General features: G+C 69.8%; 20 protein-coding genes and 4 pseudogenes. 8 read left to right on the top strand and 16 right to left on the bottom strand.

All coding sequences use genetic code 11. From position 1 onward, the window contains the following. Positions 1-54 precede the first annotated feature (54 nt). Positions 55-1,473 carry a hypothetical protein gene (locus tag ABZ396_RS18900; protein WP_358921003.1) on the bottom strand — a complete coding sequence of 473 codons (1,419 nt, stop codon included), beginning with the start codon at positions 1,471-1,473 and terminating at the stop codon, positions 55-57. A 126-nt stretch (positions 1,474-1,599) separates the two neighbouring features. Then, on the bottom strand, positions 1,600-1,851 hold the full coding sequence (locus ABZ396_RS18895) for a helix-turn-helix transcriptional regulator (protein ID WP_358921001.1): 252 nt from the start codon (positions 1,849-1,851) through the stop codon (positions 1,600-1,602). A gap of 44 nt (positions 1,852-1,895) precedes the next feature. Here ABZ396_RS18895 and map point away from each other — a divergent pair, with 44 nt between their 5' ends. Continuing rightward, positions 1,896-2,675, top strand: a complete 780-nt coding sequence (gene map / locus ABZ396_RS18890; RefSeq protein ID WP_358920999.1) for a type I methionyl aminopeptidase — start codon at positions 1,896-1,898, stop codon at positions 2,673-2,675. 307 nt (positions 2,676-2,982) lie between these two features. Then, on the top strand, positions 2,983-5,526 hold the full coding sequence (locus ABZ396_RS18885) for an ATP-dependent Clp protease ATP-binding subunit (RefSeq protein ID WP_358920997.1): 2,544 nt from the start codon (positions 2,983-2,985) through the stop codon (positions 5,524-5,526). 74 nt (positions 5,527-5,600) lie between these two features. Here the strand turns inward: ABZ396_RS18885 and ggt are convergent, their stop codons facing one another. Continuing rightward, positions 5,601-7,394, bottom strand: a complete 1,794-nt coding sequence (gene ggt / locus ABZ396_RS18880; protein ID WP_358920995.1) for a gamma-glutamyltransferase — start codon at positions 7,392-7,394, stop codon at positions 5,601-5,603. A gap of 143 nt (positions 7,395-7,537) precedes the next feature. Here ggt and ABZ396_RS18875 point away from each other — a divergent pair, with 143 nt between their 5' ends. Next, positions 7,538-8,302: a hypothetical protein gene (locus tag ABZ396_RS18875; RefSeq protein ID WP_358920993.1), complete on the top strand. Its 765-nt coding sequence runs from the start codon at positions 7,538-7,540 to the stop codon at positions 8,300-8,302. Positions 8,303-8,418: 116 nt separating this feature from the next. Then, positions 8,419-10,017: an alpha/beta fold hydrolase gene (locus ABZ396_RS18870; RefSeq protein WP_358920991.1), complete on the top strand. Its 1,599-nt coding sequence runs from the start codon at positions 8,419-8,421 to the stop codon at positions 10,015-10,017. Between the two features lie 43 nt (positions 10,018-10,060). Here the strand turns inward: ABZ396_RS18870 and ABZ396_RS18865 are convergent, their stop codons facing one another. From ABZ396_RS18865 to ABZ396_RS18825, 9 genes and pseudogenes are all read right to left on the bottom strand, one after another. Further along, positions 10,061-10,939 carry an amino acid ABC transporter permease gene (locus ABZ396_RS18865; RefSeq protein ID WP_358920989.1) on the bottom strand — a complete coding sequence of 293 codons (879 nt, stop codon included), beginning with the start codon at positions 10,937-10,939 and terminating at the stop codon, positions 10,061-10,063. After that, complete coding sequence (locus ABZ396_RS18860) at positions 10,936-11,580, bottom strand: amino acid ABC transporter permease (protein WP_358920987.1); 645 nt, start codon at positions 11,578-11,580, stop codon at positions 10,936-10,938. Before ABZ396_RS18860 ends, ABZ396_RS18865 begins: the two co-directional genes overlap by 4 nt. Before the next feature lie 11 nt (positions 11,581-11,591). Continuing rightward, a complete protein-coding gene (locus ABZ396_RS18855) occupies positions 11,592-12,515 on the bottom strand; it encodes a glutamate ABC transporter substrate-binding protein (protein ID WP_358920985.1) in 924 nt (307 codons plus the stop codon). A gap of 16 nt (positions 12,516-12,531) precedes the next feature. Further along, the gene (locus ABZ396_RS18850) at positions 12,532-13,275 is read right to left on the bottom strand and encodes an amino acid ABC transporter ATP-binding protein (RefSeq protein ID WP_358920983.1); all 744 of its coding nucleotides are present in this window, start codon (positions 13,273-13,275) and stop codon (positions 12,532-12,534) included. Positions 13,276-13,448: 173 nt separating this feature from the next. Further along, positions 13,449-13,856: a DUF6278 family protein gene (locus tag ABZ396_RS18845; protein ID WP_358920981.1), complete on the bottom strand. Its 408-nt coding sequence runs from the start codon at positions 13,854-13,856 to the stop codon at positions 13,449-13,451. A gap of 16 nt (positions 13,857-13,872) precedes the next feature. Then, positions 13,873-14,652: an exodeoxyribonuclease III gene (locus ABZ396_RS18840; protein ID WP_358920980.1), complete on the bottom strand. Its 780-nt coding sequence runs from the start codon at positions 14,650-14,652 to the stop codon at positions 13,873-13,875. A 36-nt stretch (positions 14,653-14,688) separates the two neighbouring features. Next, entirely contained in the window at positions 14,689-15,324 is a 636-nt protein-coding gene (locus tag ABZ396_RS18835; protein WP_358920978.1) for an MBL fold metallo-hydrolase, read from the bottom strand. A gap of 87 nt (positions 15,325-15,411) precedes the next feature. Continuing rightward, entirely contained in the window at positions 15,412-16,731 is a 1,320-nt protein-coding gene (pcaC, locus tag ABZ396_RS18830) for a 4-carboxymuconolactone decarboxylase (protein WP_358920977.1), read from the bottom strand. A gap of 13 nt (positions 16,732-16,744) precedes the next feature. After that, positions 16,745-17,085, bottom strand: a pseudogene (locus ABZ396_RS18825) (transposase); the annotation flags it as partial. Positions 17,086-17,453: 368 nt separating this feature from the next. Between ABZ396_RS18825 and ABZ396_RS18820 the strand changes: the two are divergent. After that, positions 17,454-19,139, top strand: coding sequence for a ribonuclease J (locus ABZ396_RS18820; protein WP_358920975.1), 1,686 nt, complete (start codon positions 17,454-17,456; stop codon positions 19,137-19,139). Between the two features lie 340 nt (positions 19,140-19,479). Here ABZ396_RS18820 and ABZ396_RS18815 read toward each other — a convergent pair. Continuing rightward, positions 19,480-19,806, bottom strand: a pseudogene (locus ABZ396_RS18815) (FAD binding domain-containing protein); the annotation flags it as partial. A gap of 31 nt (positions 19,807-19,837) precedes the next feature. Between ABZ396_RS18815 and ABZ396_RS18810 the strand changes: the two are divergent. Further along, a pseudogene (locus tag ABZ396_RS18810) lies at positions 19,838-20,170 on the top strand (SpoIIE family protein phosphatase); the annotation flags it as partial. A gap of 23 nt (positions 20,171-20,193) precedes the next feature. On the opposite strand, the gene ABZ396_RS18805 reads toward ABZ396_RS18810, so the two are convergent. Next, entirely contained in the window at positions 20,194-21,024 is an 831-nt protein-coding gene (locus ABZ396_RS18805; RefSeq protein ID WP_358920973.1) for a hemolysin III family protein, read from the bottom strand. Positions 21,025-21,238: 214 nt separating this feature from the next. Here ABZ396_RS18805 and ABZ396_RS18800 point away from each other — a divergent pair, with 214 nt between their 5' ends. Next, entirely contained in the window at positions 21,239-21,799 is a 561-nt protein-coding gene (locus ABZ396_RS18800; RefSeq protein WP_358920971.1) for a hypothetical protein, read from the top strand. A 268-nt stretch (positions 21,800-22,067) separates the two neighbouring features. On the opposite strand, the gene ABZ396_RS18795 is transcribed toward ABZ396_RS18800, so the two are convergent. Continuing rightward, entirely contained in the window at positions 22,068-22,271 is a 204-nt protein-coding gene (locus ABZ396_RS18795) for a cold-shock protein (protein ID WP_053751759.1), read from the bottom strand. 241 nt (positions 22,272-22,512) lie between these two features. Continuing rightward, entirely contained in the window at positions 22,513-22,851 is a 339-nt protein-coding gene (locus ABZ396_RS18790) for a MerR family transcriptional regulator (protein ID WP_358920969.1), read from the bottom strand. A 1,265-nt stretch (positions 22,852-24,116) separates the two neighbouring features. Between ABZ396_RS18790 and ABZ396_RS18785 the strand changes: the two are divergent. Further along, a pseudogene (locus ABZ396_RS18785) lies at positions 24,117-24,411 on the top strand (ATP-binding protein); the annotation flags it as partial. Between the last annotated feature and the right edge of the window lie 25 nt (positions 24,412-24,436).

Below are 24,436 nucleotides of genomic sequence, written 5' to 3'. Positions count from 1 at the left end.
CGTTATGCCGCCGAGTCGATCTCGTTTCTTACCTGGCTGGCGGATGCGGGGGTGTCAGGAGGTGAGGCCTGCCACCCTCAGCGCGTGCAGCAGGTCCCAGTGGCGTTGGTCCGAGATCGTCTGGGCCGAGCGGAGGAGCAGCGGAACCAGTCGGTGCGGGTCGGGTTCCGCGCTGTGTGCCGCCTCCTCCGGGCTCCTGACCTGGACGTAGGTGTCCAGCAGGGCCCGGGCCTCGCGGTGGCGGCCCGCCGTGTCCAGGGCGAGGACGGCCTCGCCGATCTCGGTGGCGGGGCGGGCCACGCCCTGGCGGAGGATCTGCCGGCCGTCGTCGGTCCGGCCCGCGGCGGTCAGGGCGTCGGCGGCCGCCACCAGCCGGGCGGGCGGCAGCGAGGCCGCCTCCCACAGCAGGGTGGTCCAGTCGGCGCCGAGTCCGGCCCGCTGGAGGGCGTCCGCGAGCAGGGGGAACCGGGCGGCGGGCCACTGCGCGGCCTCGGCCAGGAGCGCATGCGCCTCGCCGGTGCGGCCCTCGGCGCGCAGCCGTTCGAGTCGCTCCACGGCTCCCGTCACGGCCTGCCCCGACTCCTCGTCGGCCTGCTCCGTCACCGGCTCCGGCCGCACCGGCCCCCTGGCGGCCCCGGCGAACCGGGCCCCCCGCGGGGTGCGATCGCCGCCGGGAGCCGCGGGTACGGCCACCTCCAGCGTCTGCGGTACGGCGGAGGTGACGGCCTCGTCCTCCGCCATCCCGGCGAACCGGGCGCTGCCCCGCCGCCGCTTGCGCTGCTTGGCGGGGGCGGGGGCGGGGTCCGGGTCGGGGGCCGGCCGGGGAGCGGGTGCGGGGGCTGGTGCGGCTGCGGCGGCGTCGGGCGCGAACCCGCCCGGGCGGCCGTGCACCGTGGTTCGGGGCGCGGGCACGTGCGCGGTCGCCGTCGGTTCGGCCGGGCCGGGAGACGGCGGCCCCGGCTCGGCCTGCCGCTCCAGCCTCCTCATCCGGCCCCGGAGTTCGGCACACCGGGCGGAGGCCCGTTCGTGGTCGTCACGGGCCCAGGCGAGGTCGATGTCCAGGGACTCGGCCTCCTCGCGGGAGTGCGCGGAGTTGCGCGCATTTCCGAGTTGGGCCAGCCGTTCGGCGGCGTAGCGCTGTTCGCGGAGCATGACGTCGAGGCGGTCGCTGAGGTCCTCCCGGGCCCCCGGCCGGGCGTCGTACGCGGCGAGCGCGCCGGTGTGCAGCCGCCGGGCCTGCTCGGCCTGATGGGCGGCGGCCTCGGGGCCGTAGGCGGTCGCGAGGTCCTGGAGAAGAGCCTCCATGACGTCCCAGGGCGGGACCTCCCGCCCGCTGAGGCAGGCCTGCATTCCGTCGGGGTCGCGCTGCCAGAACACCGCACACCAGCCGCCGCCCTGGTCCAGGCGCGTCAGCAGGCCGTTGAGGTAGTTCGCGAACTCCCGTACCCGGCCCGGGAGCTGATCCACAGTCATCGCTCGACTCCCGCCAGACCGGAACACTCCGGCTCCGTAGGCAACACCAGTTGTGTTACGGGGCTGCTACGGGGACTTTTCAGGGGACGCGCAGAGCCGTCATTACGGGATCTTGACCGATGCGTGTCACACCGCGGCCAGGGCGCAGCGCACCACCAGTTCGTCCATCGACAGACCGAGCGCGCGGGCCAGCGCGGCGACGGTGAAGAAGGCGGGTGTCGGCGCCCGGCCGGTCTCGATCTTGCGGAGTGTCTCGGCCGAGATGCCGGCCTCGGCCGCCACCTCCGTCATGCTCCGGCCACCGCGCGCCTCGCGCAGCATCTGCCCGAGCCGCTCGCCGCGTTCATGCTCTTCCGGGGTGAGAGGGGTGCGCACCATGCCGTCATTCTAACCCGGTCGAGAAAACCGGTATATTAATTGGCATGGTGGAACTGAAGACAGACGTATCGATCGACGCGATGTACGAGGCGGGCCAGGTCCTCGGGCGGGCCCTGACGGCCGTACGGGAGGCCGCCGCCGTCGGCGTCTCCCTCCTTGAGCTGGACGAGGTGGCGCGGGAGGTGCTGCGGGCGGCCGGGGCCTCCTCCCCCTTCCTCGGCTACCGGCCCTCCTTCGCGACCACCCCGTTCCCCGCCGTCATCTGCGCCTCCGTCAACGACGCGATCGTGCACGGCATCCCGACCTCCTACCGGCTGCGCGACGGCGACCTGGTCTCCATCGACTGCGGTGCCGAACTCGACGGCTGGGTCGGCGACTCGGCGATCAGCTTCACGGTCGGCAGGCCGCGCCCGGCGGACGTAAGGCTCGTCGAGACGGCCGAGCGGGCACTGGCGGCGGGCATCGCGGCGGCGGTCGTCGGCAACCGCATCGGCGACATCGCGCACGCCGTCGGCCGGGTCTGCCGCGAGGCCGGCTACGGCATCCCGCAGGGCTTCGGCGGGCACGGTGTGGGCCGCCGTATGCACGAGGACCCGGAGGTGCCGAACGAGGGCCGACCCGGCCGCGGTCTCCCGCTCAGGCACGGCATGGCCCTCGCGATCGAGCCCATGCTGATCGGCAGCGGCCGGGACGGCTACCACGAGGCTCCCGACGGCTGGACCCTGCGCACGAACGACGGCTCCCGCGCAGCCCATGTGGAGCACACGGTGGCGATCACGGAGACGGGGCCGCGGATCCTCACGGCACGGAATTCTGAGAACTGACACAGGCTGGCGGCGCCGGCCGCTGATCGCGTGACGCGACATCCCCCGTGGCACGGGCCGAGCGAAGGTCAGTCCGCCTTCGCCGGTCCGCGCCCGGCGCTACATGCAATTCGAGTCTTCTTTCGTCTCACCGGCATCCCGTGTCGCACCGGTATCTCTCGGTGCCCGAAGTGCTGGACATGCCCCCCTCGGGCGGGCGTGCGAAGGTGGTGTGACCGGGCCCCGCAGGGGCACCCGCGTGGACCGGCACGTCGACCAGCGAGCGCGTCCTGCCAGGCGCCGGGACGCCGGAACGGAACGAACGCTCATGACCAGCGGTTACCCCGGACCGAGCGACTTCGGACAGGATCCCTTCGGAGAGTTCCTCGCACGCTTCTTCGGCGGAGGGGGAGCGCAGCAGGGGCCCCGCCAGATCGACATCGGGAGGCTGCTCAGCCAGCCCGCCCGGGAGCTGGTCCGGGGCGCCGCCCAGTACGCCGCCGAACACGGCAGCCGGGACCTCGACACCGAGCATCTGCTGCGCGCGGCCCTGACGGCGGAGCCGACCCGCTCCCTGCTCAGCAGGTCCGGCGCGGATCCCGACTCGCTGGCCACGGAGATCGACGACCGCGCCGGCCCGGTCCAGCACCCGCCCGGCGAGACACCCCCGCCGACCTCGCTGTCCCTGACCCCGGCCGTGAAGCGGGCCCTGCTGGACGCGCACGACCTGGCCCGGGCCAGCGGCGCCGGATACATCGGCCCCGAACACGTCCTGGGCGCGCTCGCCGCGAACCCGGACTCGGCCGCCGGGCACATCCTGAACGCGGCCCGGTTCGCCGCGGGCCTGCCGCCGGACGCCCCGGAGACCGACCGCACCCTCACCGGCACGGACAGCCGCCGCCGTACGAACACGCCCACGCTGGACAAGTACGGCCGCGACCTGACCGAGCTGGCCGGGGAAGGCCGCATCGACCCGGTCATCGGCCGCGAGGAGGAGATCGAGCAGACCATCGAGGTGCTGTCCCGGCGCGGCAAGAACAACCCCGTACTGATCGGCGACGCCGGTGTCGGCAAGACCGCGATCGTGGAGGGCCTGGCCCAGCGGATCGCCGACGGGGACGTGCCGGACATACTCTCCGGGCGCCGGGTCATCGCGCTCGACCTGCCCGCCGTGGTCGCGGGCACCCGCTTCCGGGGCGACTTCGAGGAACGCCTCAACACCATCGTGAACGAGATCCGCGCCCACTCCGACCAGCTGATCGTCTTCATCGACGAACTGCACACCGTGGTCGGCGCCGGAGGCGGCGCCGAGGGCGGCTCGATGGACGCGGGCAACATCCTCAAGCCCGCGCTGGCCCGGGGCGAGCTGCACATCGTGGGCGCCACCACGCTGGAGGAGTTCCGCAAGATCGAGAAGGACGCGGCGCTGGCCCGCCGCTTCCAGCCGATCCTGGTGCCCGAGCCGACGGTCCCGGACACCATCGAGATCCTGCGTGGCCTGCGCGACCGCTACGAGGCGCACCACCAGGTCCGCTACACGGACGAGGCCCTCGTCGCCGCCGTGGAGCTCTCCGACCGCTATCTCACCGACCGCAGGCTCCCGGACAAGGCGATCGACCTGATCGACCAGGCCGGCGCCCGCGTCCGGCTCGGCTCCCGTGCCAAGGGCAGCGACGTACGGGCGATGGAGCGGGAGATCGAGCAGCTCATCCGGGACAAGGACCAGGCGGCCGCCGACGAACAGTACGAGCACGCGACCAAACTCCGTGACCGAGTCGGCGAGCTGAAGACGCGTATCGCCGAACTCACCGGCGAAGGGCAGGCCGACGAGGGGCTGAACCTGGAGGTCACGGCCGAGGCGATCGCCGAGGTGGTGTCCCGCCAGACCGGAATCCCGGTCAGCAGCCTCACCCAGGAGGAGAAGGAACGGCTGCTCGCCCTGGAGGAGCATCTGCACCAGCGGGTCATCGGCCAGGACGAGGCGGTCGCGGCCGTCTCCGAGGCGGTGCTCCGCTCCCGCGCCGGGCTCGCCAGCCCGGACCGCCCGATCGGCAGCTTCCTCTTCCTAGGCCCGACCGGCGTCGGCAAGACCGAACTGGCCCGCGCACTGGCCGAGGCCCTGTTCGGCAGCGAGGACCGGATGGTCCGCCTGGACATGAGCGAGTACCAGGAGCGCCACACCGTCTCCCGCCTGATCGGCGCGCCGCCCGGCTATGTCGGCCACGAGGAGGCGGGGCAGCTCACCGAGGTGGTCCGCCGCCACCCCTACTCGCTCCTCCTCCTGGACGAGGTGGAGAAGGCCCACCCGGACGTCTTCAACATCCTCCTCCAGGTCCTGGACGACGGCCGCCTCACCGACTCCCAGGGCCGCACGGTGGACTTCACCAACACGGTCATCGTGATGACGAGCAACCTGGGCTCGGACGTGATCACACGGCGTGGCGCCGGTATCGGCTTCGGCCCCGGCGGGGAGGAGGCGACGGAGGAGGCCCGTCGCGAACAGGTCCTCCGCCCGCTACGGGAGCACTTCCGCCCGGAGTTCCTGAACCGCATCGACGAGATCGTGGTCTTCCGCCAGCTGTCCAACGACCAGCTGCGCCAGATCACCGAGCTGCTGCTGGAACGCACCCGCCGCATGCTGAACGCCCAGGGCATAACGGCCCACTTCACGGACGCCGCGGTCAACTGGCTGGCCGAACACGGCTACCAGCCGGAGTACGGCGCACGACCGCTGCGACGGACCATCCAGAGGGAGGTCGACAACCAGCTGTCGCGGCTGCTCCTGGACGGCACGATCAGGGAAGGCAGCGAGGTGACGGTGGATGTCGAAGGCGGGCGTCTGGTGTTCCGGGCGGGCGAGGCACCCCGGTAGGAGCGCGGGGCCGCGTCGAATCGCGGCCATCGCCGCATGGGCACGACCAGCCCCACCCACCCGCGGCCGCCCGGCTACCGCACCGGATCCACCACCTGCGCGGACCCCCCGCCCCGCCGCACGGTCTCAGCCGCCGCCAGCCACTTCCCATCCGGCAACCGCTGCACACCCGTGGCAGCACCGATCTCCGGGTTGAGACTGAACGAGTGCCCGATGGCCTCCAACTTCCCCCTCACAACAGGGTCGTTGTACAGCGCGGGCTCAAGCTCGGTCTTGGCCGCGTTCCGCTGCGACGCCCGGGGCGCGGCGATCGCGTCCACCAACGGCAGATGCCGGTCGAGGAACTCGGTCAACACCTGAAGCACGGTGGTGATGATGGTCGCCCCACCGGGCGAACCGACCGCCACCACGGGCTTGTCGGCCTTGTCGAGCACGATCGTCGGCGAGATGGAGGACCGGGGCCGCTTCCCCGGCCCCGGCAGATTCGGGTCATGCACCGCGGGATTCGCCGGCGTGAACGAGAAGTCGGTCAGCTCGTTGTTGAGCAGGAACCCCCGCCCTGGAACCGTGATCCCACTGCCACCGGTCTGCTCGATGGTCAGCGTGTAGGAGACGACGTTCCCCCACTTGTCGGCGACCGTGAGATGAGTCGTGTTCTCGCCCTCGTACGTTGTGGGCGCCGCCGTACCTGTCGAGCCCGGGTGGTTCGGGTCACCGGGGGCGACCGGGCTCGTCAGCACCGAGTCGTCGTGGATCAGCGCCGCCCGCTCGTCGGCGTAGCGCTGCGACAGCAGCCCCTTGGTCGGCACGTCCTCGAACGCGGGGTCACCGACCCACCTCCCCCGGTCCGCGAACGAGATCCGGCTCGCCTCGATGAAGTGGTGCAGATACTGGACCTCGTCGGCTTTCGAAAGGCCGGTGTTCTCAAGAATGTTGAGGGCCTCCCCGACGGTCGTCCCGCCGGACGAGGACGGCGCGATCGAGTACACCTTCAGCCCGCGGTACGACGTCTCGGTCGGCGCCTGCGACTTGGCCCGGTACGCCGCCAGATCCTTCGCCGACAGCTTGCCCGCTCTCGCCTTCCACCCCGAACCGGCGTCCACCGGAGGGTTGTCGACCGTCGACACGATGTCCTTGCCGAGGTCCCCCTTATAGACCGCCCCGATCCCCTTCCTGCCCAGCTCCCGGTAAGTCCGGGCCAGGTCGGGGTTCTTGAAGGTGGACCCCACCACCGGCAGCCGGCCACCCGGCAGGAACAGCTTCGCCGTGTCCGGGAAGTACCGGAACCGTGTCTCGTTCGACGCGGTCTGGGACCGGAACGTGTCGTCGACGACGAACCCGTTGCGGGCGATCCGCTCGGCGGGCTTCAGCACCTTGCCGAGCCGTTCGGTCCCCCACTGGTCGAGCGCGCTCTGCCAGGTGGCCGGTGTCCCCGGCGTGCCGACGCTGAGTCCGCTGCTCACTGCGTCCGCGAAGGCCAGTGGCTTGCCGTTCTCCATGAACAGGTTGGAGTCGGCGGTCAGCGGCGCGGTCTCACGGCCGTCGATCGTGTGCACCGTGCGGGACTTGGCGTCGTAGTAGACGAAGTAGCCGCCTCCGCCGATGCCGGCGGAGTAGGGCTCGGTGACCCCGAGCGCGGCGGCGGTCGCGACGGCCGCGTCGACCGCGTTGCCGCCCCTGCGGAGCACCTCGACACCGGCGGCGGTGGCGTCCGCGTCGACGCTGGCGACCGCGCCGCCGTAGCCGACGGCCACCGGGGTTTTCCCGACGGTCCCGCCGCCGCCGGCGGGAGGCGCTGCCGCCCCCACCGACACCATGACGGCCGAGACCGCCAGAACCGTCAGTTTCCGCGTGACAGGGCGACGCATCCGCACCTCCAGTTCCGGAACGTCCGCGCAGCGTATCCGGGGGGCCTCGGCCCCGACAGCCACATTCAGGGCACTGTCATATGACCGCCACACTTCGAACACGGGTACGTTCCGGCCACCTGTGACCGCTACCATGCGCGCCCATGAATGACGACCTGCGCAATATTATCCTTGGCGTCGTCGCCGCCGGCATCAGCGCGGCGCTCGGCTGGCTGGCCCGCACCTCGCTGTGGCGGCGCGGCCTGCGCCGCAAGCAGGCCTTTCTCGGGCTGCCGGAGAACTCGGAGTCGCTGCTGGTCGTCAACCGCGATCCGGCCACCTCCGAACCGGCGGTCCATCGCTTCGACGTGTTCGCGCTCCTGGAGCTGGCCGCGCTGATCAAGGACTGCGGGGCGAACCTCCAGGTGGTGACCCAGGACAACGTCCAGCAGGGCTTCGGCGAGCGCACCGAGTTCTGCGTGGGCGGCCCCGGGTCGAACCGGCGCATGCTGGCCCACATGTCGGCGATGCTGCCGGGCGTGCGGGTCAACATCGACCCGGAACCGGGCCCGGACCGCGGCGCCTTCCAGATCGGCGCCGAGCGCTACCGCCTCGACCCGGGCATCACGGAGTACGTCCTGCTCGCCCGCCTCACCGCCGGCCAGCGCCCCGACGCCCGCCCGGTGTTCCTCTTCTGCGGGCAGCGCGCGATCACCAACCAGGCGGCCACCCGCTACCTCGCCCGCAACCACGAGCGGCTCGCCCGCAAGCACGGCAAGAACTCCTTCGTGCTGCTCCTCAAGGTCGTCAACTCGCAGGCGTACGGCCCGGACGTGGTCGAACTCGTCTCCGACGTCACCCGCGCCGCCCAGGCGCCGCTGCCGCCCGCGACGACCGAGACCGCACCCTCCTCGCATCGCGCCTCCTGAGTACCTGCACCATTCAACAATCGTTACCCGCACGTAACTTACCGACGGGTTACTTGCGGTAAGGCGTCGCGGTTACCGTCTGGTCACTTTGCACTGACACGAGTGAGGAGTGACCCATGGGACGAGGTCGCACCACCACGAGCCGCCGCACCGACCACCGCACCGCCGCTCTGCGCACGACCGCCGCGGGGGCCGTATCGGCGGCCCTGATCGCCGGCAGCGTCGTGGGCCTGGCTCCGGCCGCACAGGCCGCCGCCTCCGTCCGCTTCGTCGACATCACCGGCGACGGCGGCACGGTCCTGAAGGCGAACGTCGTCACACCCGCGGGCGCCGACGCCACGCACCGCTACCCGCTCATCGTGCTGCCCACCAGCTGGTCGCTGCCCCAGGTCGAGTATCTGGCCCAGGCCCAGAAGCTCGCCGACTCGGGCTACATCGTGCTCAGTTACAACGTGCGCGGGTTCTGGCAGTCGGGCGGGCAGATAGAAGTGGCCGGTCCGCCGGACGTGGCGGACGCGTCCAAGGTCATCGACTGGGCGCTCGCCCACACCGGCGCCGATCCCCGGCACATCGGCATCGCGGGGGTCTCGTACGGCGCCGGGATCAGTCTGCTGGCCGCCGCGCACGACAAGCGGATCAAGGCGGTCGGCGCGCTCAGCGGCTGGGCCGATCTGATCGACTCGATCTACTCGGGCCGTACCCAGCACGTCCAGGCAGCCGCCCTGCTCGACGGCTCGGCGACCCTCACCGGCCGTGAGAGCCCCGAACTCCGGCAGATCTTCAAGGACTTCTACGCCTCGAACCTGCAGCGGGAACAGGACATGATCGCCTGGGGGGCGAAACGTTCCGCCGCGACCTATGTCGACCAGCTCAACAAGAGCGGTGCGGCCGTCTTCCTGGCCAACGCCTGGAGCGACACCATCTTCCCGGCCAACCAGTACGCCGACTTCTACGGCAAGCTGACCGTCCCGAAACGCCTGGAGTTCCGCCCCGGCGACCACGCCACCGCCGAGCTGACCGGCCTGCTCGGGCTGCCCAACGACGTGTGGACCGACACCGAGCGCTGGTTCGACCACTACCTCAGGGGCGAGGACAACGGCATCGACCGCGAACAGCCGGTGCAGCTCAAGTCCCGTACCAGCGCCGGCTACGAGGGCTACCCCGACTGGAAGTCGGTGGGCGCCACCCGCAGGAAGATCGGCCTCGCCGGCTCGACCACCATCCACGCGAACGTCGACTCGGGCGCGGACGGCGGCGTCGTCCTCCTCTCCGGCCTCCTCGACCAGGTCGCCCAGCTACCACCGGTCGCCTCGATCCCGCTGCTGCCCCGCCGCTGGGCCGCCGTCTGGCAGTCCGAGCGGTACGGCAGTACTCAGCAGGTGCGCGGCACGGCCCGCTTGCACACCACCCTCACCCCGACCGAGGAGAGCGGCACCCTCGTCGCCTACCTGTACGACGTGGGCCCGCTCGGCCTCGGCAGGCTGGTCACCAACGCGCCGTACACCTGGCACGGCCGCACGCCCGGCAAGGCGTTCGACGTGGACCTCGACCTGTTCTCCACGGCCTACGACGTGCCCGCCGGGCACCGGCTCGCGCTGGTGGTCGACACGGTGGACCCTCTCTACGCCGAGCACAACCCGTCCGGCGCGCAGCTGACCTTCTCCTCGCCGGTGGACGACCCGTCGTACGCGTCCGTTCCGCTGCGCGAGCAGTGATCTCCGGCTGCCGCCGGCCGGGCCTGGCCCTGGCTGCTGCCCCCTACGGTCGAGGGGCCGTGGGGGGACCCCCACCGGGCAGCAGCGTCCCTGGTTCGGCCGGGGCCACCTCGACGGCCTCGGTCTTGGGACTGCGCTGCTCCCGTCTGGCCACCCAGCCGGCGAACCACGAGAGCAACATGCACATCCCGATGTAGATCGGCGAGATCACCATCACCACGGGGATGAAGGGCAAATCGTAGTCGAGGTTCGATGCGATCAGTTTCCCGGCATGGAGGAACTCCTCGTAGGTGATGAGATAGCCCAGCGAGGTGTCCTTGAGGGCCACCACGAGCTGGCTGATGATGGCGGGCAGCATGGCCCGTACGGCCTGCGGCACCAAGACGTACGACATGACCTGGGTCTTGCGCATGCCGAGCGCGAACGCGGCCTCCCGCTGGCCGCGTTCGACGCTGTTCACCCCGGAGCGGAACACCTCGGCGAGCACCGAGCCGTTGTAGAGGGTGAGTCCGGCGACCAGGGCGGGCAGGGGCTGGACCTTCAGCGCCACGAAGATGAAGAAGATCATCACCAGTACGGGCATTGCGCGGAAGAACTCCACGACGGCGGTGGCCAGCCAGCGCACCGGGCGGTGCTCCGAGAGCCGTCCGGTGGCCAGCAGCCCGCCCAGGGCGAGGGAGAGGACGGCGGCCATCGCGAAGGCCTTGAGCGTGTTGCCCAGGCCCCGCAGGAGGAGTTCCTGAATTCCCTTGTACTCGAAGGGCATCCACTTCGTGTACGTGAACTGACCGGTGTCGAAGAGGAGATACAGGATCCAGGCGAGCAGACCGAGGATGACGAGGGTCGACAGGATGCCGTAGACGGTATGCCGTCTACGGGTGACGGGACCCGGGATGTCGTAGAGCGCGGTGGCCTCGGTCATCGGGCGACCCCCCACTTCCGCTCCATCACGTTGAACAGGGCGCTGATGGCGAGGGTGATGACGAGGTAGCCGACGGCGATCCAGAAGAACGTCCAGACGATGTTGTAGCCGAGCTCGCTCAACGTCTTGTAGGTGCCGAGGAGTTCGGTGACGCTGAAGGCGCCCGCGATCGCCGAGTTCTTGGCGAGCGCGATGAGGGTGGAGCCGACCGGCGGGATGACCGACCGGAACGCCTGGGGCAGGATCACCTGGTTGAGGGTCTGCCCGAAGGTCATGCCGAGACTGCGGGCCGCCTCGCCCTGTCCCCTGGGCACGGTGTTGATGCCGGCGCGCAACGCCTCGCAGATGAACGCCGAGGTGTAGCAGCCGAGCGCGATGACCGCGAACACCTTGAAGGGCAGCACGAGTCCGAACCGGGGCAGGCCCAGCAGCACCGCGAAGAACAGCAGGGTGAGCGGGGTGTTGCGGAGCACGGTGACCCAGGCCGTGCCGAGAACCCTCAGGGAGCCGACGGGGGCGACTCGGAAGGACGCCATCAGGAAGCCCAGGATCAGGGCCAGCACCGAGGCGTAGACGGTCAGTTCGACGGTGCCGAGGAAACCCTCGGCATACGTGTGGAAGTTGTCTGTCAGTACCTTCATGCCGTCCTCGCTCAGCTCGCGGGATAGCGGTCGATCGCGGGCGGTTTCGGGGCTGGGACGCCGGACAGGCCGAGCGTCGCGTCGTACGCCTTCTTCCAGTCACCGTTCTTCTCACGGGCCTCCAATGCGTCGTCCATCGCGAAGCGCAGTGCGGTGTCGCCGTGCGGGACGCCGATGCCGTACGGCTCCTCGGAGAAGGGCTTGCCGACGACCTTGAGTTCGTCGGGGGCCTTCGCCGCGTAGCCGATGAGGATGGCGTCGTCGGTGGTGACGGCGTCGACCTGGTAGGTGAGCAGGTTGTCGACGCAGACGGAGTAGGTGTCGTAGGCGACCAGGATCGCCTTCGGGTAGTAGGCCCTGATCCGCTGGTACGGCGTCGAACCGGCCGCAGAGCAGACGCGTCTGCCGGCGAGGTCCTGGGGGCCGTGGATGTCGTTCTCGCCGTGGCGCACCAGGAGGGACTGGCCGGCCATGTAGTAGGGCCCGGCGAAGCCGACCAGCTTCCTGCGGTTGTCGTTGATGGTGTAGGTGCCGACGTAGTAGTCGATCTGGCCGTTCTGCAGGGCAGTTTCGCGGTTGGCGGAGGCGATGGTCCGGAAGCGGATCGTCGTCGGGGCGAAGCCGAGGGAGGCGGACATCATCTTGGCGATCTCGATGTCGAAGCCCGAGTAGACGCCGGAGGCCGGGTCCTTCTCGCCGAGGTAGGGCTGGTCCTCCTTGGCGCCCACGACGAAGTAGCCGCGCCTTTTGGCCCGGGTCCAGGTCTTGGAGCCGGGCAGCTGGAAGCCCTGCGCCACCTGGTAGCCGGGGAGTGCCTCGGCCGCCGGCCCCTTGCTGGGCGGGCTGCCCTCCTTGCCGCAGGCGGCGGCTCCGGCGCCGGCGAGCAGCGCGGTGAGCAGGGCCAGGGCGGCGGGCACACGGGTGGTACGGACCATGGGTCGCGCTCCCCGCTCAGTGCTTGAGGATCTTGGAGAGGAAGTCCCGGGCGCGCTCACTGCGCGGGGCGGTGAAGAACTCCTCCGGGGCGCGGTCCTCGACGATACGGCCGTCGTCCATGAACACCACGCGGTTGGCGGCGGAGCGGGCGAAGCCCATCTCGTGGGTGACGACGACCATGGTCATGCCCTCACGGGCGAGCTGCCGCATGACTTCGAGGACCTCGTTGATCATCTCGGGGTCGAGGGCCGAGGTGGGCTCGTCGAAGAGGAGGGCCTTGGGTTCCATGGCGAGGGCGCGGGCGATGGCCACACGCTGCTGCTGGCCGCCGGAGAGCTGTGCGGGGTACTTCTCGGCGTGCGCCGAGAGGCCCACACGGTCGAGGAGTTCACGCGAGCGCTGGTCGGCCTGCTCCTTGTTGCGCCTGCGGACCTTGATCTGGGCGAGGGAGACGTTCTGCAGGGCCGTCTTGTGGGCGAACAGGTTGAAGGACTGGAAGACCATGCCGACCTCGGCCCGGAGCTTCGCGAGGGCCCTGCCCTCCTCGGGGAGCGGCTGCCCGTCAAGCGTGATCCTCCCGGACTGGACGGTCTCCAGGCGGTTGATGGTGCGGCACAACGTCGACTTTCCCGACCCCGAGGGGCCGATCACCACGACCACCTCCCCTTTGCCGACGGTGAGATCGATGTCCTGGAGGACATGGAGCTCGCCGTAGTACTTGTTGACGTCACGCAGCTCGATCAAAGGATCGACGGCCATACGCAGCCCTACCCACTCTCAGCTGTGTCGTGGTTGCCGCAAACTATCCAGCCGGGAGCAGACTTAAAGCACGACACGCACTTTTCGGGCATTAGCCGTATTTACGCCGTCCTTATCGTCGTTCTTATCGTCGTAGTCATCACCGCAGTCATCACCGTTCGTACCGCCGCCGGTCAGGCCTCGGCGACCTCCGCGTAGAGCTGCGAGAGCTCGGGGACCCCGCTCGCGGCCCAGTCGTGGCCGGACTCGACGACCTCGAACTCCCGCCCGGACTCAAGTCGTACGACCGGTTCCCCGTCCGCGCGGATCTCCCATTCAGCGCCGGGCACGGTCCGGATCAGGACGGTGCCCAGATACAGGCCGGCGTCGGTGCCGAGCCAGATCAGGGTCTCCTCGTCGTCCCGCCAGCGTGGGATCAACTGGTCGAGGGCCTCCAGCGAGGCCGGGGTGTCGTCGAGCGCGACACCCTCCTCGGCCGCCTGGGCACGCAGGAGCTCACACTCGGCGAGCAGATCGGGGTCGGCGGTCAGGGGCACGTCACCGCTCTTGGTGTGCCTGTTACCCAGAAAGGGGATGTTCATGGACCCAGGTTGACACTTACACCTCCAGGTCCACCACCACTGGAGCGTGATCGGAAGCGCCCTTTCCCTTGCGTTCCTCGCGGTCGACGTAGGCGTCCTTCACAGCCTTGGCAAAGGGTGCGTTGCCATACACCAGGTCGATGCGCATGCCGCGGTTCTTCGGGAAGGCGAGCTGGCGGTAGTCCCAGTAGGTGAACGGGTGGTCGTACTTCAGGGGACGCGGGACCACGTCGGACAGGCCGGCCTCGCGCAGGGCGGTCAAGGCGGCGCGCTCGGCCGGGGTGACATGGGTGAGGCCCTCGAAGGCGGCCGTGTCGAAGACGTCGTCGTCCGTCGGTGCCACGTTGTAGTCGCCGAGGACGGCGAAGGGGCGGCTGCCGCCCGCGTCCCCTGCCACGGCGGCCTTGAGGGCCCCGAACCACTGGAGCTTGTAGGCGTAGTGCGGGTGGTCCACCTCGCGGCCGTTCGGCACGTACACCGACCAGACGCGGACCGGGCCGCAGGTCGCCGAGATGGCGCGGGGCTCCACGCCGCCATCGTAGCCGGGGTCGCCGGGCAGGCCCTTGACGACGTCCTCCAGGCCTACCTTCGACAGCACCGCCACGCCGTTCCACCGGCCCGTCGCGTGGACCGCCGCCTCGTAGCCCAGCTCGCGCAGCTGCTCGAAGGGGAACTGCGCCTCCGAGACCTTGGCCTCCTGGAGGCAGAGCACGTCGGTGCCGCTGCTCTCCAGCCAGGCAAGGAGCCTCGGCAGGCGGGCGGTGATCGAGTTCACGTTCCAGGTCGCGATGCGCATGCCCCACAACCTACCGGGCCCCTCTGACAACCTGCCTCAGACGTCCGCCGAGGCCCCCGGGGCCAGCCGCTGGTGGTCCGCGCCGCCCAGAGCGCCGATCTGGCGGTCGTAGATCGGGCGGGCCAGGTCGGTGAGCAGAGCGTCGTGGATGTCGTAGGCGCGCTGCGGTTTGACCTCGCGGACATAGTCGATGACCTCGGAGATCTTGTTCCAGGGGGCCATCACCGGGAGCATCAGCGTCTCGACGGTGTGATCGGGGACGGTGAGGGCGTCGCCGGGGTGGAAGACCTTACCGCCGTCGATGAGGTAGCCGACGTTGGTGATGCGCGGGATGTCGGGGTGGATCACCGCGTGCAGTTCGCCGTGCACCTGGACGTCGAAGCCGGCCGCGGTGAACGTGTCGCCGTGGCCGACGGTGTGCACCCGGCCCGGAAAGGCCGCCGCGATCTGGTCGGCGACGGACTTCAGGGTCCAGATCTCGGCGGCCGGGTCGGCGTCCATCGCGGCCCGCAGCCGGCCCTCGTCGAAGTGGTCGGCGTGCTCGTGCGTGACCAGGATCGCGTCCGCGCCGACGGCCGCGTCCTCCTCGCTGAACCCTCCGGGGTCGAGGACGAGCGTGCGCCCGTCCTTCTCCAGGCGCACACACGCGTGGGACTTCTTCGTCAGCTTCATGGTCACCATCCTCCCCCCGAGCCGTCAGCTCGTCCTCGGGAGCGGTCTCCCCCGGTCCTCCGGAGTGGTCCTCGGGAGTGGACTCCCCTAGTCCTCGGGAGTGGTCTCCTCGCGGATGACCTGCTGGGCGACCCGGAACGCGCTGTTCGCCGCCGGTACCCCGCAGTACACCGCCGCCTGCAGGAGGACTTCCTTGATCTCGTCCGGAGTGAGGCCGTTGCGCAGGGCCGCCCGGACGTGGAAGACCAGTTCGTCCAGGTGGCCGCCCGCGACCAGCGCGGTGAGCGTGACACAGCTGCGCGAGCGCCGGTCGAGTCCGGGCCGGTCCCAGATCTCCCCCCATGCGTACCGGGTGATGAACTCCTGGAAATCCCCGGAGAACTCGTCGGCCCGGGCCAGCGCCCGGTCCACATGCGCGTCCCCGAGCACCTCCCGGCGGACCTTCAGCCCCGCGTCGTACGGATCGGGCCGCCCGAGCGGCTGCTGCGGTACGGCGGCCGGGGCGATCTCGGCGATCGGCTTGACCTGCGGAGCTACCTGCGGCACGGCATGCGGTGCCGCGGCCAGGACCGGCTTCACCGGGGCGGCCGGGATGGCCATCTGGCCGGTGGTCGAGTCGTAGGCGGGCTGCCAGGCGGTGGAGAAGTGCCGCACCAGCAGGTCGGTGACGGCTGCGGGCTGCTCGACGGGGACCAGATGGGAGGCGCCGGGCACCACCGCGAGCCGGGCGTCCGGGATCCCGGCGACCAGGGTGCGGGCCTCGGCGGGTCCGGTGACCTGGTCGTCCGAGCCGACCAGGACGAGGGTGGGCACGCCGATCCGGGCGAGCTCGTGCCGTACGTCGAAGCCCGCCAGGGCCTCGCAGGCGGCGATGTAGCAGCCGGGGTCGGTGGTGCGCACCATCTGGACGGCCCACTCGGTGATCGCGGGCTGCGCGGCGGCGAACCCGCCGGTGAACCAGCGGTCGGGCGAGCTGCGGGCGATCGGGTCAAGACCGTTCGTCCGCACGATCACGCCTCGCTGACGGAACTCGTCCGCTGTCCCGAACCGCGGTGAGACGGCGACCAGCGCGAGCGAGGCGATCCGCTCCGGGTGCCGCAGGGCCAGCTCGATGCCGACGGCACCGCCGAGCGCGCAGCCCGCGTAGCCGAAGCGCTGGACGCCGAAGGCGTCGAGCGTGGCCAGCAGCCGGGCGGTCAGCTCGGTGACGGACCCGGCCGGGTGCGCCGGGGAGCCGCCGTGCCCGGGCAGGTCGTAACGGAAGACCCGCCACTGCTGGGTCAGCTCCGGGACCTGCCGGTCCCACATGTGCCACGTGGTACCCATCGAGGGACCCAGGATCAGGACAGGAGCGTCTTCTGGCCCGTCGAATCGGTATTGCAGGGTGTTCGGTGGTGTCTCGCTCACCCGTCAGACCCTCTCATCTCTCACGGCTGCCCCTATAACGGGGGTCATGGCTGTGCGGGCCTGACCGGTGGAAGACCTCCCGGGCAGCGTAGGGTTTGAGGCATCGGACGATTTCGCGTCGGGTCTTGCCCTCTTTGATGCGGCGTTCGTAGTAGTCCTGGTGCGCGGGTCGAAGCGCAGGTGAGTCTGCACGATCCGGTGCAGAGCAGCGTTGGCCTGCCGGTCACCGCCACGGTTGAGGCGGCGGTCCTGCCGACTTCCCGAGGAACGCTCGGCAGAGCTGACCCCGCACAGCGCGGCGAAGGACGCCTCACTGCCCAGGCGTTCCGGGTTGTCCCTCACCGTGATCAGCAGAGTGCGGCGAGCGCTTCGGGGACACCGCCATCTGTCTGACCGGCGAAGGATGCTGCCTCAGGGCCTCTCAGCCCACTTGCTCCTGAGCGCCGAGGGCACCCGCGTCTCGACTACTACGAATGGACCAGTGCCGAGGCCCACCGGGAGGCAGCGAGCGCCGGAAACTCGACAGGGTGCACGAGATCCTCTCCGGCACCGGGCGAACGGTTCGGCCACGGAAGGTGGTACCGCTTTCACCACTCACTGTTCCGGCCGCCGGCGTGATCCGATCGTGCTGAGGCACCCACTGCAGGTGTCCCGCTCCGTCGGAAAAGGACATCCCACAGGCAACGGATCACCCTGCCCCGCTCTCCGGGTAACGTCAGGGTATGAGTCATCCGCACCCCGAGTTGAAAGCCGCCCCGCCCCTTCCCGAAGGAGGGCTGCGGGTCATCGCCCTGGGCGGCCTGGGTGAGATCGGCCGCAACATGACCGTCTTCGAGCACGCCGGCAAGCTGCTCATCGTCGACTGCGGCGTGCTGTTCCCCGAGGAGACCCAGCCCGGCGTGGACGTGATCCTGCCGGACTTCACCTCGATCCGCGACCGGCTGGACGACATCGTGGCCGTAGTCCTCACCCACGGCCACGAGGACCACATCGGCGGCGTGCCGTACCTGCTGCGCGAGCGGTCCGACATCCCCGTCGTCGGCTCCAAGCTGACGCTGGCTTTCCTGGAGGCCAAGCTCAAGGAACACGGCATCCGGCCGCGCACGGTGCGCGTGCGCGAGGGCGACCGGCGCGGCTTCGGGCCCTTCGACTGCGAGTTCGTGGCGGTCAACCACTCCATCCCCGACAGCCTCGCGGTCGCGATCCGCACCCGGGCCGGGATGGTTCTGCACACCGGCGACTTCAAGATGGACCAGTTCCCGCTCGACGACCGCATCACCGATCTGCGCGCCTTCGCCCGTCTCGGCGAGGAGGGCGTGGATCTGTTCCTCACCGACTCCACCAACGCCGAAGTACCCGGCTTCACCACCTCCGAGCGTGAGCTGAACCCCGCGATCGAGCAGGTGATGCGCACCGCACCGCGCCGTGTCATCGTCTCCAGCTTCGCCAGCCATGTGCACCGCATCCAGCAGGTCCTGGACGCCGCCCACCAGCACGGCCGCAAAGTCGCTTTCGTCGGCCGGTCGATGGTCCGCAACATGGGCATCGCCCGCGACCTCGGCTACCTGAAGGTCCCGTCCGGTTTGGTCGTCAGCACGAAGGAACTGGAGAAACTCCCGGACCACAAGATCACTCTGGTGTGCACCGGATCCCAGGGCGAACCGATGGCGGCCCTGTCACGCATGGCGAACCGCGACCACATGATCCGCATCGGCAAGGGCGACACCGTCCTGCTCGCCAGCTCCCTCATCCCCGGCAACGAGAACGCCATCTACCGGGTGATCAACGGACTCACCCGGTGGGGCGCCCACGTCGTCCACAAGGGCAACGCCAAGGTGCACGTCTCCGGGCACGCCAGCGCCGGCGAACTCGTCTACTGCTACAACATCGTCAAACCCCGCAACGTCATGCCCGTACACGGCGAATGGCGCCACCTGCGGGCCAACGGCGACCTCGCCATCCGTACCGGTGTCGACCCCGAGCGGGTCGTCATCGCCGAGGACGGCGTCGTCGTCGACCTCATCGACGGGCGCGCCTCCATCACCGGCAAGGTCCCCGCCGGCAACGTCTACGTGGACGGCATGGAAGTCGGCGGCGCCACCGAAGCCTCCCTCAAGGATCGCCTCACCCTCGCCGCCGAAGGCGTGGTCACGGTCGTGGCGATCGTCGACGCGGACACCGGTGCCCTCGCCGAGGCCCCCGACTTCCTGGCCCGGGGCTTCGTCCACGACGACACCACCTTCGAACCGGTCATCCCCGTCATCGAGAAGACCCTGGCCACCGCAGCCGCGGAAGGCGTCGGGGACGCGCGCCAACTCGAACAACTCGTCGCCCGCGCGGTGGCCAACTGGGCGTTCCGCACCCACCGCCGCCAGCCCCTCATCATCCCCGTCATCATCGACGCCTGAGCCACAGCCCGGCAGCACGGTCCCCGGTTCCGGTCGTGGCCCCGCGGGCATCGAGGTCGGGCACGGGAGTCAGCAGCCGACCCAGCAGGCTGGGATGCAACGCACTCCACATGATGCGTCATCGAAAGGATGCCGGCCTGGGCGAGTCACGGAAAAGCCCAGGTCAGAGCTGATTTATCGGCTCGCTGTCACGCCTGCGGGCGCCCGGAGCGTCAAACGAGCGTCATGACGTACAGCCCATCCCTCCGATCCGGGACGGAACACGCTGCCACGTCCAACTGCCCCGGCACGGCCCGTCGGCTCGGCAGGCATGCCTGTGGGCCTTCGGGCTGACCGGCCGACGTACGTGCAGCGCGACGGCCGCCGACGTCAGGGCGAACTCGTACGACTGCCGGTCACGCACCTTCAGATAGCCGGATCTGAGCGGGCGCGGAAGAGCGGGGAACTCAACCGCCGTAATCAACTCACATTTGTGCAGCGCCTGTTCGCGTTGTGGGGTGCTACCGGGCCGCAACGAGAAGTCAGCGAAGGGGACTTGGCGTGCCCCGTCCGGGCCCAGCAGGTGCACCCGGGCCTCCAGGGCGGCGAAGGCGACGGCGGCGCCGGAGGGGTGGGTGGCCACGCAGGCGTCGGAGGTGCCGAGGATGGCGTGCGTGCGGTTGTGGCCGTGCTCGCCTGAGGAGATCCGGGAGTGGATGATCCAGTCGCTGGACCTGCGTCCGGGCGACCGGCTGGTGATGCTGACCGACGGCATGCTGGAGCGCAACGCGAAGAGCCTCGATCTGTCGGACCTGATCGTCCGCACCCGCGAGCTGCATCCCCGTGAGGCCGCTCGCACCCTCATCGCTGCGGTCGTCGACGCCCACCACGGTCATCTGCAGGACGACGCGACCGTCACGTGCCTGGACTGGCACGGCGTCGGCCACTCGCAGCGGGACGCCGACACCGGAGCCGACCTCGCCGACGCCTCCGCCCCGTCACGGACGGGGCGGATGATCCTGGGCGACGCCTCCGGGACGTCGACGAGCTGAGGCGAGCCCGAACGCCGTGTCGGTCAGTACGCGGTCAGGAAGATGGCGGTGTAGTGCGCCGAAAAAGCTGCCACGGTCAGCGCGTGGAAGACCTCGTGATAGCCGAACCAGCGGGGTGAGGGGTCGGGCCGCTGGAGGGCGTAGACGACCGCGCCCGCACTGTACAGGAGACCGCCGACGACGATCAGGACGACCACGGCTGCTCCGCCGGTGTGCAGGAAGTCGGGAAGGTAGCTCACCGGCGCCCAGCCCAGGGCCAGATAACACGGGGTGTAGAGCCAGCGCGGAGCTCCCACCCACAGGACCCGGAACGCGATGCCGGCCAACGCTCCCGCCCATACGATCCACAGCAGCACGGACCGCTGGTCCGGCGGGAGGAGAAGCACGGCCAGGGGGGTACAGGTGCCGGCGATGATCAGGAAGATGTTGGCGTGATCGAGTCGTCGTAGAAGCGCCTCGCCCAGCGGTCCCCAGGTGCCGCGGTGGTAGATGGCACTCGTCGCGAACAGCAGCCAGGCGGTGACCGAGTACACGGCGCATGCCAGCACCGCTTGCGGAGTAGGGGCCAGACAGATGAGCACGACCCCCGCGATCAGTGCGGCGGGGACCATTCCGGCATGGAGCCAGCCACGCAACCTCGGCTTGATCGGTTCGGCGAGGTCGGCCGCCCGCTCCACCAGAGCAGCAACCGAGTGCGCCTTCTGCCCCGCATGGTCGCCTTGTGATCCGCCGGGCGGCCCGTCTTCACGGCGCCCTCCACGCGCGGAGGCGACGTGACCGTATTCGACTTCAGCGGCGTCGCGGGCCACAGCTCCTCGTCCTCCCCCGGGCTCCTGGGCGTCACTGGCAACCATGCGGTCATGCTAAAAGATCTCACTCCGGCAGCAGGAGGGGAGGTCGGTCCAGAACCCCAGGGCCACGTCGCCGGGCAGGGCTGGTTCGCCACCACGTGAACTCCGGCACGCTGCCGCCAATTGGGCCTGCCGAAACCGAGTAGAACGGCTGGTCATGGGAACGATCAGGGCTTCCGAACGGGCATCTCCGCTCGCCTACCCGCAAGGATCGCCGATGCTTCCTGAGGTCCGCCCCCACGTATCCGCTGCCCTGGCCCACCAGTTGGAACATCAACTAGGTCTGGCTTCGCGTCTCGAAGCCGGCCATCTCGATGTGGAGGGCGTCGCCGGCATCGCAGTCGTCGCGGCTGCCCACTCCGATGGCTATGCGGCCACCGGCCATCTCCTCGGGCTGCTGGCCGCGCTGCCCGCCCCCACCAAGGCAGGAGAACGCTTCTGGTCGGACCTGTGGAGGTCTTCGGGCACCGCGTACCTGCTACCCGTCAACATCAAGGCTCTGGTGCTGCGTTCCCTGGCAGGAGAAGGAACCGCCCTGGCCCGACAGATCCTCTCGGCCGTCGATGAGATGACCCCGCCCCAGCGCGTCGCGGCCGGCGAGGTGATCGGGCAAGCCCTCGCCGAGTCCGACCATCTGCCCGACCTCAAGACACAGGTCATCGGAGAGTTGTGGCTCCGAGATCTCGAACTCACCGCCTGGCGCGTTCTGCACGCAGACCGCAGATGGGACGATCCGGCCGGACGGCAAGCTTTCGTCGACGCCTGGACGGGCGCGTGACCGTCTGCCGCTCCAGGCTGCGCGAACAGACGCGCAGGGCATGCAGCACCCGAGCCGACGACGCTTGAAGCGACTGAGGTCAGGAGTTCCGGGCCGAGGTCGCCCCCCGCACCTCAACAGCAGGGCCGCGCAGCAATGACTGCGCGGCCCGTGATCCTGTGCACTCCCGGCACGAGAGCAGGCGCCTCGATCCAGGTGGGCGGCAGGGCCCGCACGGGCGTCGGCCACCGGACGCGCCGTGCGCGATCCCTCGTACAGGGCTGCGAGGTCAGGCCGGGGTGATGTTCTCGGCCTGCGGGCCCTTCTGGCCCTGGGTGACGTCGAACGTCACGATCTGGCCCTCCTGGAGCTCTCGGAAGCCCGAGGAGTTGATCGCGGAGTAATGCGCGAAGACATCCGGACCGCCGCCGTCCTGGGCGATGAAGCCGAAGCCCTTCTCCGCGTTGAACCACTTAACAGTACCCGTTGCCATGTCTTATGCCTTCCAGTCGATGAACGCCTACCACTCCCTGTGGCAGACGGAGGTGATCGCCCTGGTCCCTGCGGCACAGCACAGCAAAACGCCCACACCAAAGGCGCGGGCAGGGAATTCCGAACCACGACAGCTGACACAGACGCTACACGCCCACACACCGCGTCACCACAGGAAAAGATCACGCCGCACATCGAGACCGTGCGTGCGGTGCCCGCCGACGCTGACGGGCACGCTCATCTCAAGCCGCTGCCGTCGGGTTCGTTGATTCGGCGACGCGCCGGTATTCGGCGTTGAGGCGCTGGGCTTCCTCGAGCTGGTCTTCGAGGATGACGATCCGACAGGCGGCCTCGATGGGGGTGCCCCGGTCGACGAGTTCCCGGGCGCGGGCGGCGATGCGCAGCTGGTAGCGGGAGTAGCGGCGGTGGCCACCCGCGGAGCGCAGTGGGGTGATCAGGCGGGCTTCGCCGATGGCGCGGAGGAAGCCCTGGGTGGTGCCGAGCATCTCGGCGGCCCGGCCCATGGTGTAGGCGGGGTAGTCGTCGTCATCGAGACGGCCGAACGTGTCGTCTGCTGTCATCGCACCTCTCTGTGGAACGCGTGGAGGGGCCCTGGCGCCGTACTGCCGCCAGGGCCCCGAAGGAACTACTACACCATCTGCCGGCCCTGATACTGCACCGGCCCTCTGTTTCCGCAGACCCGACCGAGACGCTGTCGGGGGCGCGGGGATCGCGGTTGCTTGACCGGAGACCACCTCACTATCGATGTCCTGCGGTACCCGGGTCCAAGACTTCCGCCCGGGCGATCCTGATGGCGCGGGGTTCCTCCGTTCTTCCCTCTTGATCAACTACTCACTAACGGGAACTGCGTACTACTGGTACTGCGAACTGCTGGTGGCCTCGAACCGAGCCACTCTTCGGCAGCCAGCCCCGTCGCCCGTCCTGCGTCTGCTCCGGCTCGGAACCCCACTGCCGCACCCCCGGTGCGCGCGCCCGCAGCCGACGCCTTCGCCGAGGTAGTGCTCACCCATGCCACTGCTGGGTGCTGCGAACCTGCACTTACGGGTACTGCCACTGCCGGTACTGCTCATGGCGGCCCCTGATCACTGCGGGCCACCCGGTCCGGTCGTCAGTCCCGTCGCCGTCCTGCGAACGCTCTGGCTTCGGAACTCCACCACCGCACCGCCCTGCCAACTGCAACTGCGGTACTACTGCCCGGTAGTTCATCTCTCCGGGCCTCGCTCGATCTCGACTACGAGAGAAACCTTAACCATACCGCCGGCCAATGTCTACTCCAGCAGGTATAGATTTTCGCGTGCTGGAAGATGAAGTACTCCGCCCCGACCGGTCCCCATGGAGGGTTCAAGCAGCTGCGAGGCTCTGTCCGGCGCTCACAGTGACCCACCACCGCGTGGCATGTCGGGCTGGGCGTGACGTCGCCGCCTGCGCCGCGGCTACCGTCGGCGGCACCGGCCAACACTGCTTCTCGCGAGGAACACCACCGACCGGCACGGACGTTTCCAGCCGTGACGCCCCCAGGTCGGCCGTTGACGAGCATGGCAGAAGGCCCTGCGCCGCCTTCGACGATCCCCGGATCATCGAGCAGCCGGTGGCGAACCCGCACGCCCCCTGACTCGAGCAGTCCGCGGGCTGCGGAGACACGGACTCACGGCAGCAGGTGCCGTCATGCGTCGGCTGTGGTCCTCCGCCCCCTTCAGGCAAGCACTGGGGCTCTGCGGGGTTGGCAGGTGGAGGGGCGGGGCACAGGGGTCGGGTAGCCAGGGCAGGGGCATGGACGATTCAGAGATCAGGGTGACCCTGATGATCACGGTGATTGCCAGCGCCGCAGCCGGCCGTGGCTCCTGACGCGGCGAACACTGTGGTCTTGGTCGTGTCCGAGCTCCTCACCGATGCCCCGCGCCACGGTGGGGCCGCTGCACACTGGAACCGACTGCGCACCCCGACACCATCGAGGTCGCCGTTCACGATCCCAGCCGGCATGTGCCGCGCATGCGCACCCCTGACCTGAACGGCGTACCGGGGGCTTCGGCTGGCCCATGGTCACCGGCCTCGCCCACGCCACGGCGGTCACCCGCCGGGCCTCCGGCGGCAAGACCGTGAGCGCCTTCCTTGCCCAGTAGCGTCACCGCTCAAGCAGCCGGATGG

The sequence above is a fragment of the Streptomyces sp. NPDC005866 genome, from assembly GCF_040629895.1.
Lineage (GTDB): Bacteria > Actinomycetota > Actinomycetes > Streptomycetales > Streptomycetaceae > Streptomyces.
This window is presented reverse-complemented; position numbering and strand designations above follow the sequence as displayed.

Coding starts and splice junctions, on each gene's coding strand:
- ABZ396_RS18855 (WP_358920985.1), bottom strand. CDS start 12,515: ATGGTCCGTACCACCCGTGTGCCCGCCGCCCTGGCCCTGCTCACCGCG.
- ABZ396_RS18860 (WP_358920987.1), bottom strand. CDS start 11,580: ATGAAGGTACTGACAGACAACTTCCACACGTATGCCGAGGGTTTCCTC.
- ABZ396_RS18835 (WP_358920978.1), bottom strand. CDS start 15,324: ATGAAGCTGACGAAGAAGTCCCACGCGTGTGTGCGCCTGGAGAAGGAC.
- ABZ396_RS18850 (WP_358920983.1), bottom strand. CDS start 13,275: ATGGCCGTCGATCCTTTGATCGAGCTGCGTGACGTCAACAAGTACTAC.
- ABZ396_RS18875 (WP_358920993.1), top strand. CDS start 7,538: ATGAATGACGACCTGCGCAATATTATCCTTGGCGTCGTCGCCGCCGGC.
- ABZ396_RS18840 (WP_358920980.1), bottom strand. CDS start 14,652: ATGCGCATCGCGACCTGGAACGTGAACTCGATCACCGCCCGCCTGCCG.
- ABZ396_RS18820 (WP_358920975.1), top strand. CDS start 17,454: ATGAGTCATCCGCACCCCGAGTTGAAAGCCGCCCCGCCCCTTCCCGAA.
- ABZ396_RS18870 (WP_358920991.1), top strand. CDS start 8,419: ATGGGACGAGGTCGCACCACCACGAGCCGCCGCACCGACCACCGCACC.
- ABZ396_RS18845 (WP_358920981.1), bottom strand. CDS start 13,856: ATGAACATCCCCTTTCTGGGTAACAGGCACACCAAGAGCGGTGACGTG.
- ggt (WP_358920995.1), bottom strand. CDS start 7,394: ATGCGTCGCCCTGTCACGCGGAAACTGACGGTTCTGGCGGTCTCGGCC.
- ABZ396_RS18795 (WP_053751759.1), bottom strand. CDS start 22,271: ATGGCAACGGGTACTGTTAAGTGGTTCAACGCGGAGAAGGGCTTCGGC.
- map (WP_358920999.1), top strand. CDS start 1,896: ATGGTGGAACTGAAGACAGACGTATCGATCGACGCGATGTACGAGGCG.
- ABZ396_RS18790 (WP_358920969.1), bottom strand. CDS start 22,851: ATGACAGCAGACGACACGTTCGGCCGTCTCGATGACGACGACTACCCC.
- ABZ396_RS18800 (WP_358920971.1), top strand. CDS start 21,239: ATGCTTCCTGAGGTCCGCCCCCACGTATCCGCTGCCCTGGCCCACCAG.
- ABZ396_RS18805 (WP_358920973.1), bottom strand. CDS start 21,024: ATGGTTGCCAGTGACGCCCAGGAGCCCGGGGGAGGACGAGGAGCTGTG.
- ABZ396_RS18900 (WP_358921003.1), bottom strand. CDS start 1,473: ATGACTGTGGATCAGCTCCCGGGCCGGGTACGGGAGTTCGCGAACTAC.
- ABZ396_RS18865 (WP_358920989.1), bottom strand. CDS start 10,939: ATGACCGAGGCCACCGCGCTCTACGACATCCCGGGTCCCGTCACCCGT.
- ABZ396_RS18885 (WP_358920997.1), top strand. CDS start 2,983: ATGACCAGCGGTTACCCCGGACCGAGCGACTTCGGACAGGATCCCTTC.
- ABZ396_RS18895 (WP_358921001.1), bottom strand. CDS start 1,851: ATGGTGCGCACCCCTCTCACCCCGGAAGAGCATGAACGCGGCGAGCGG.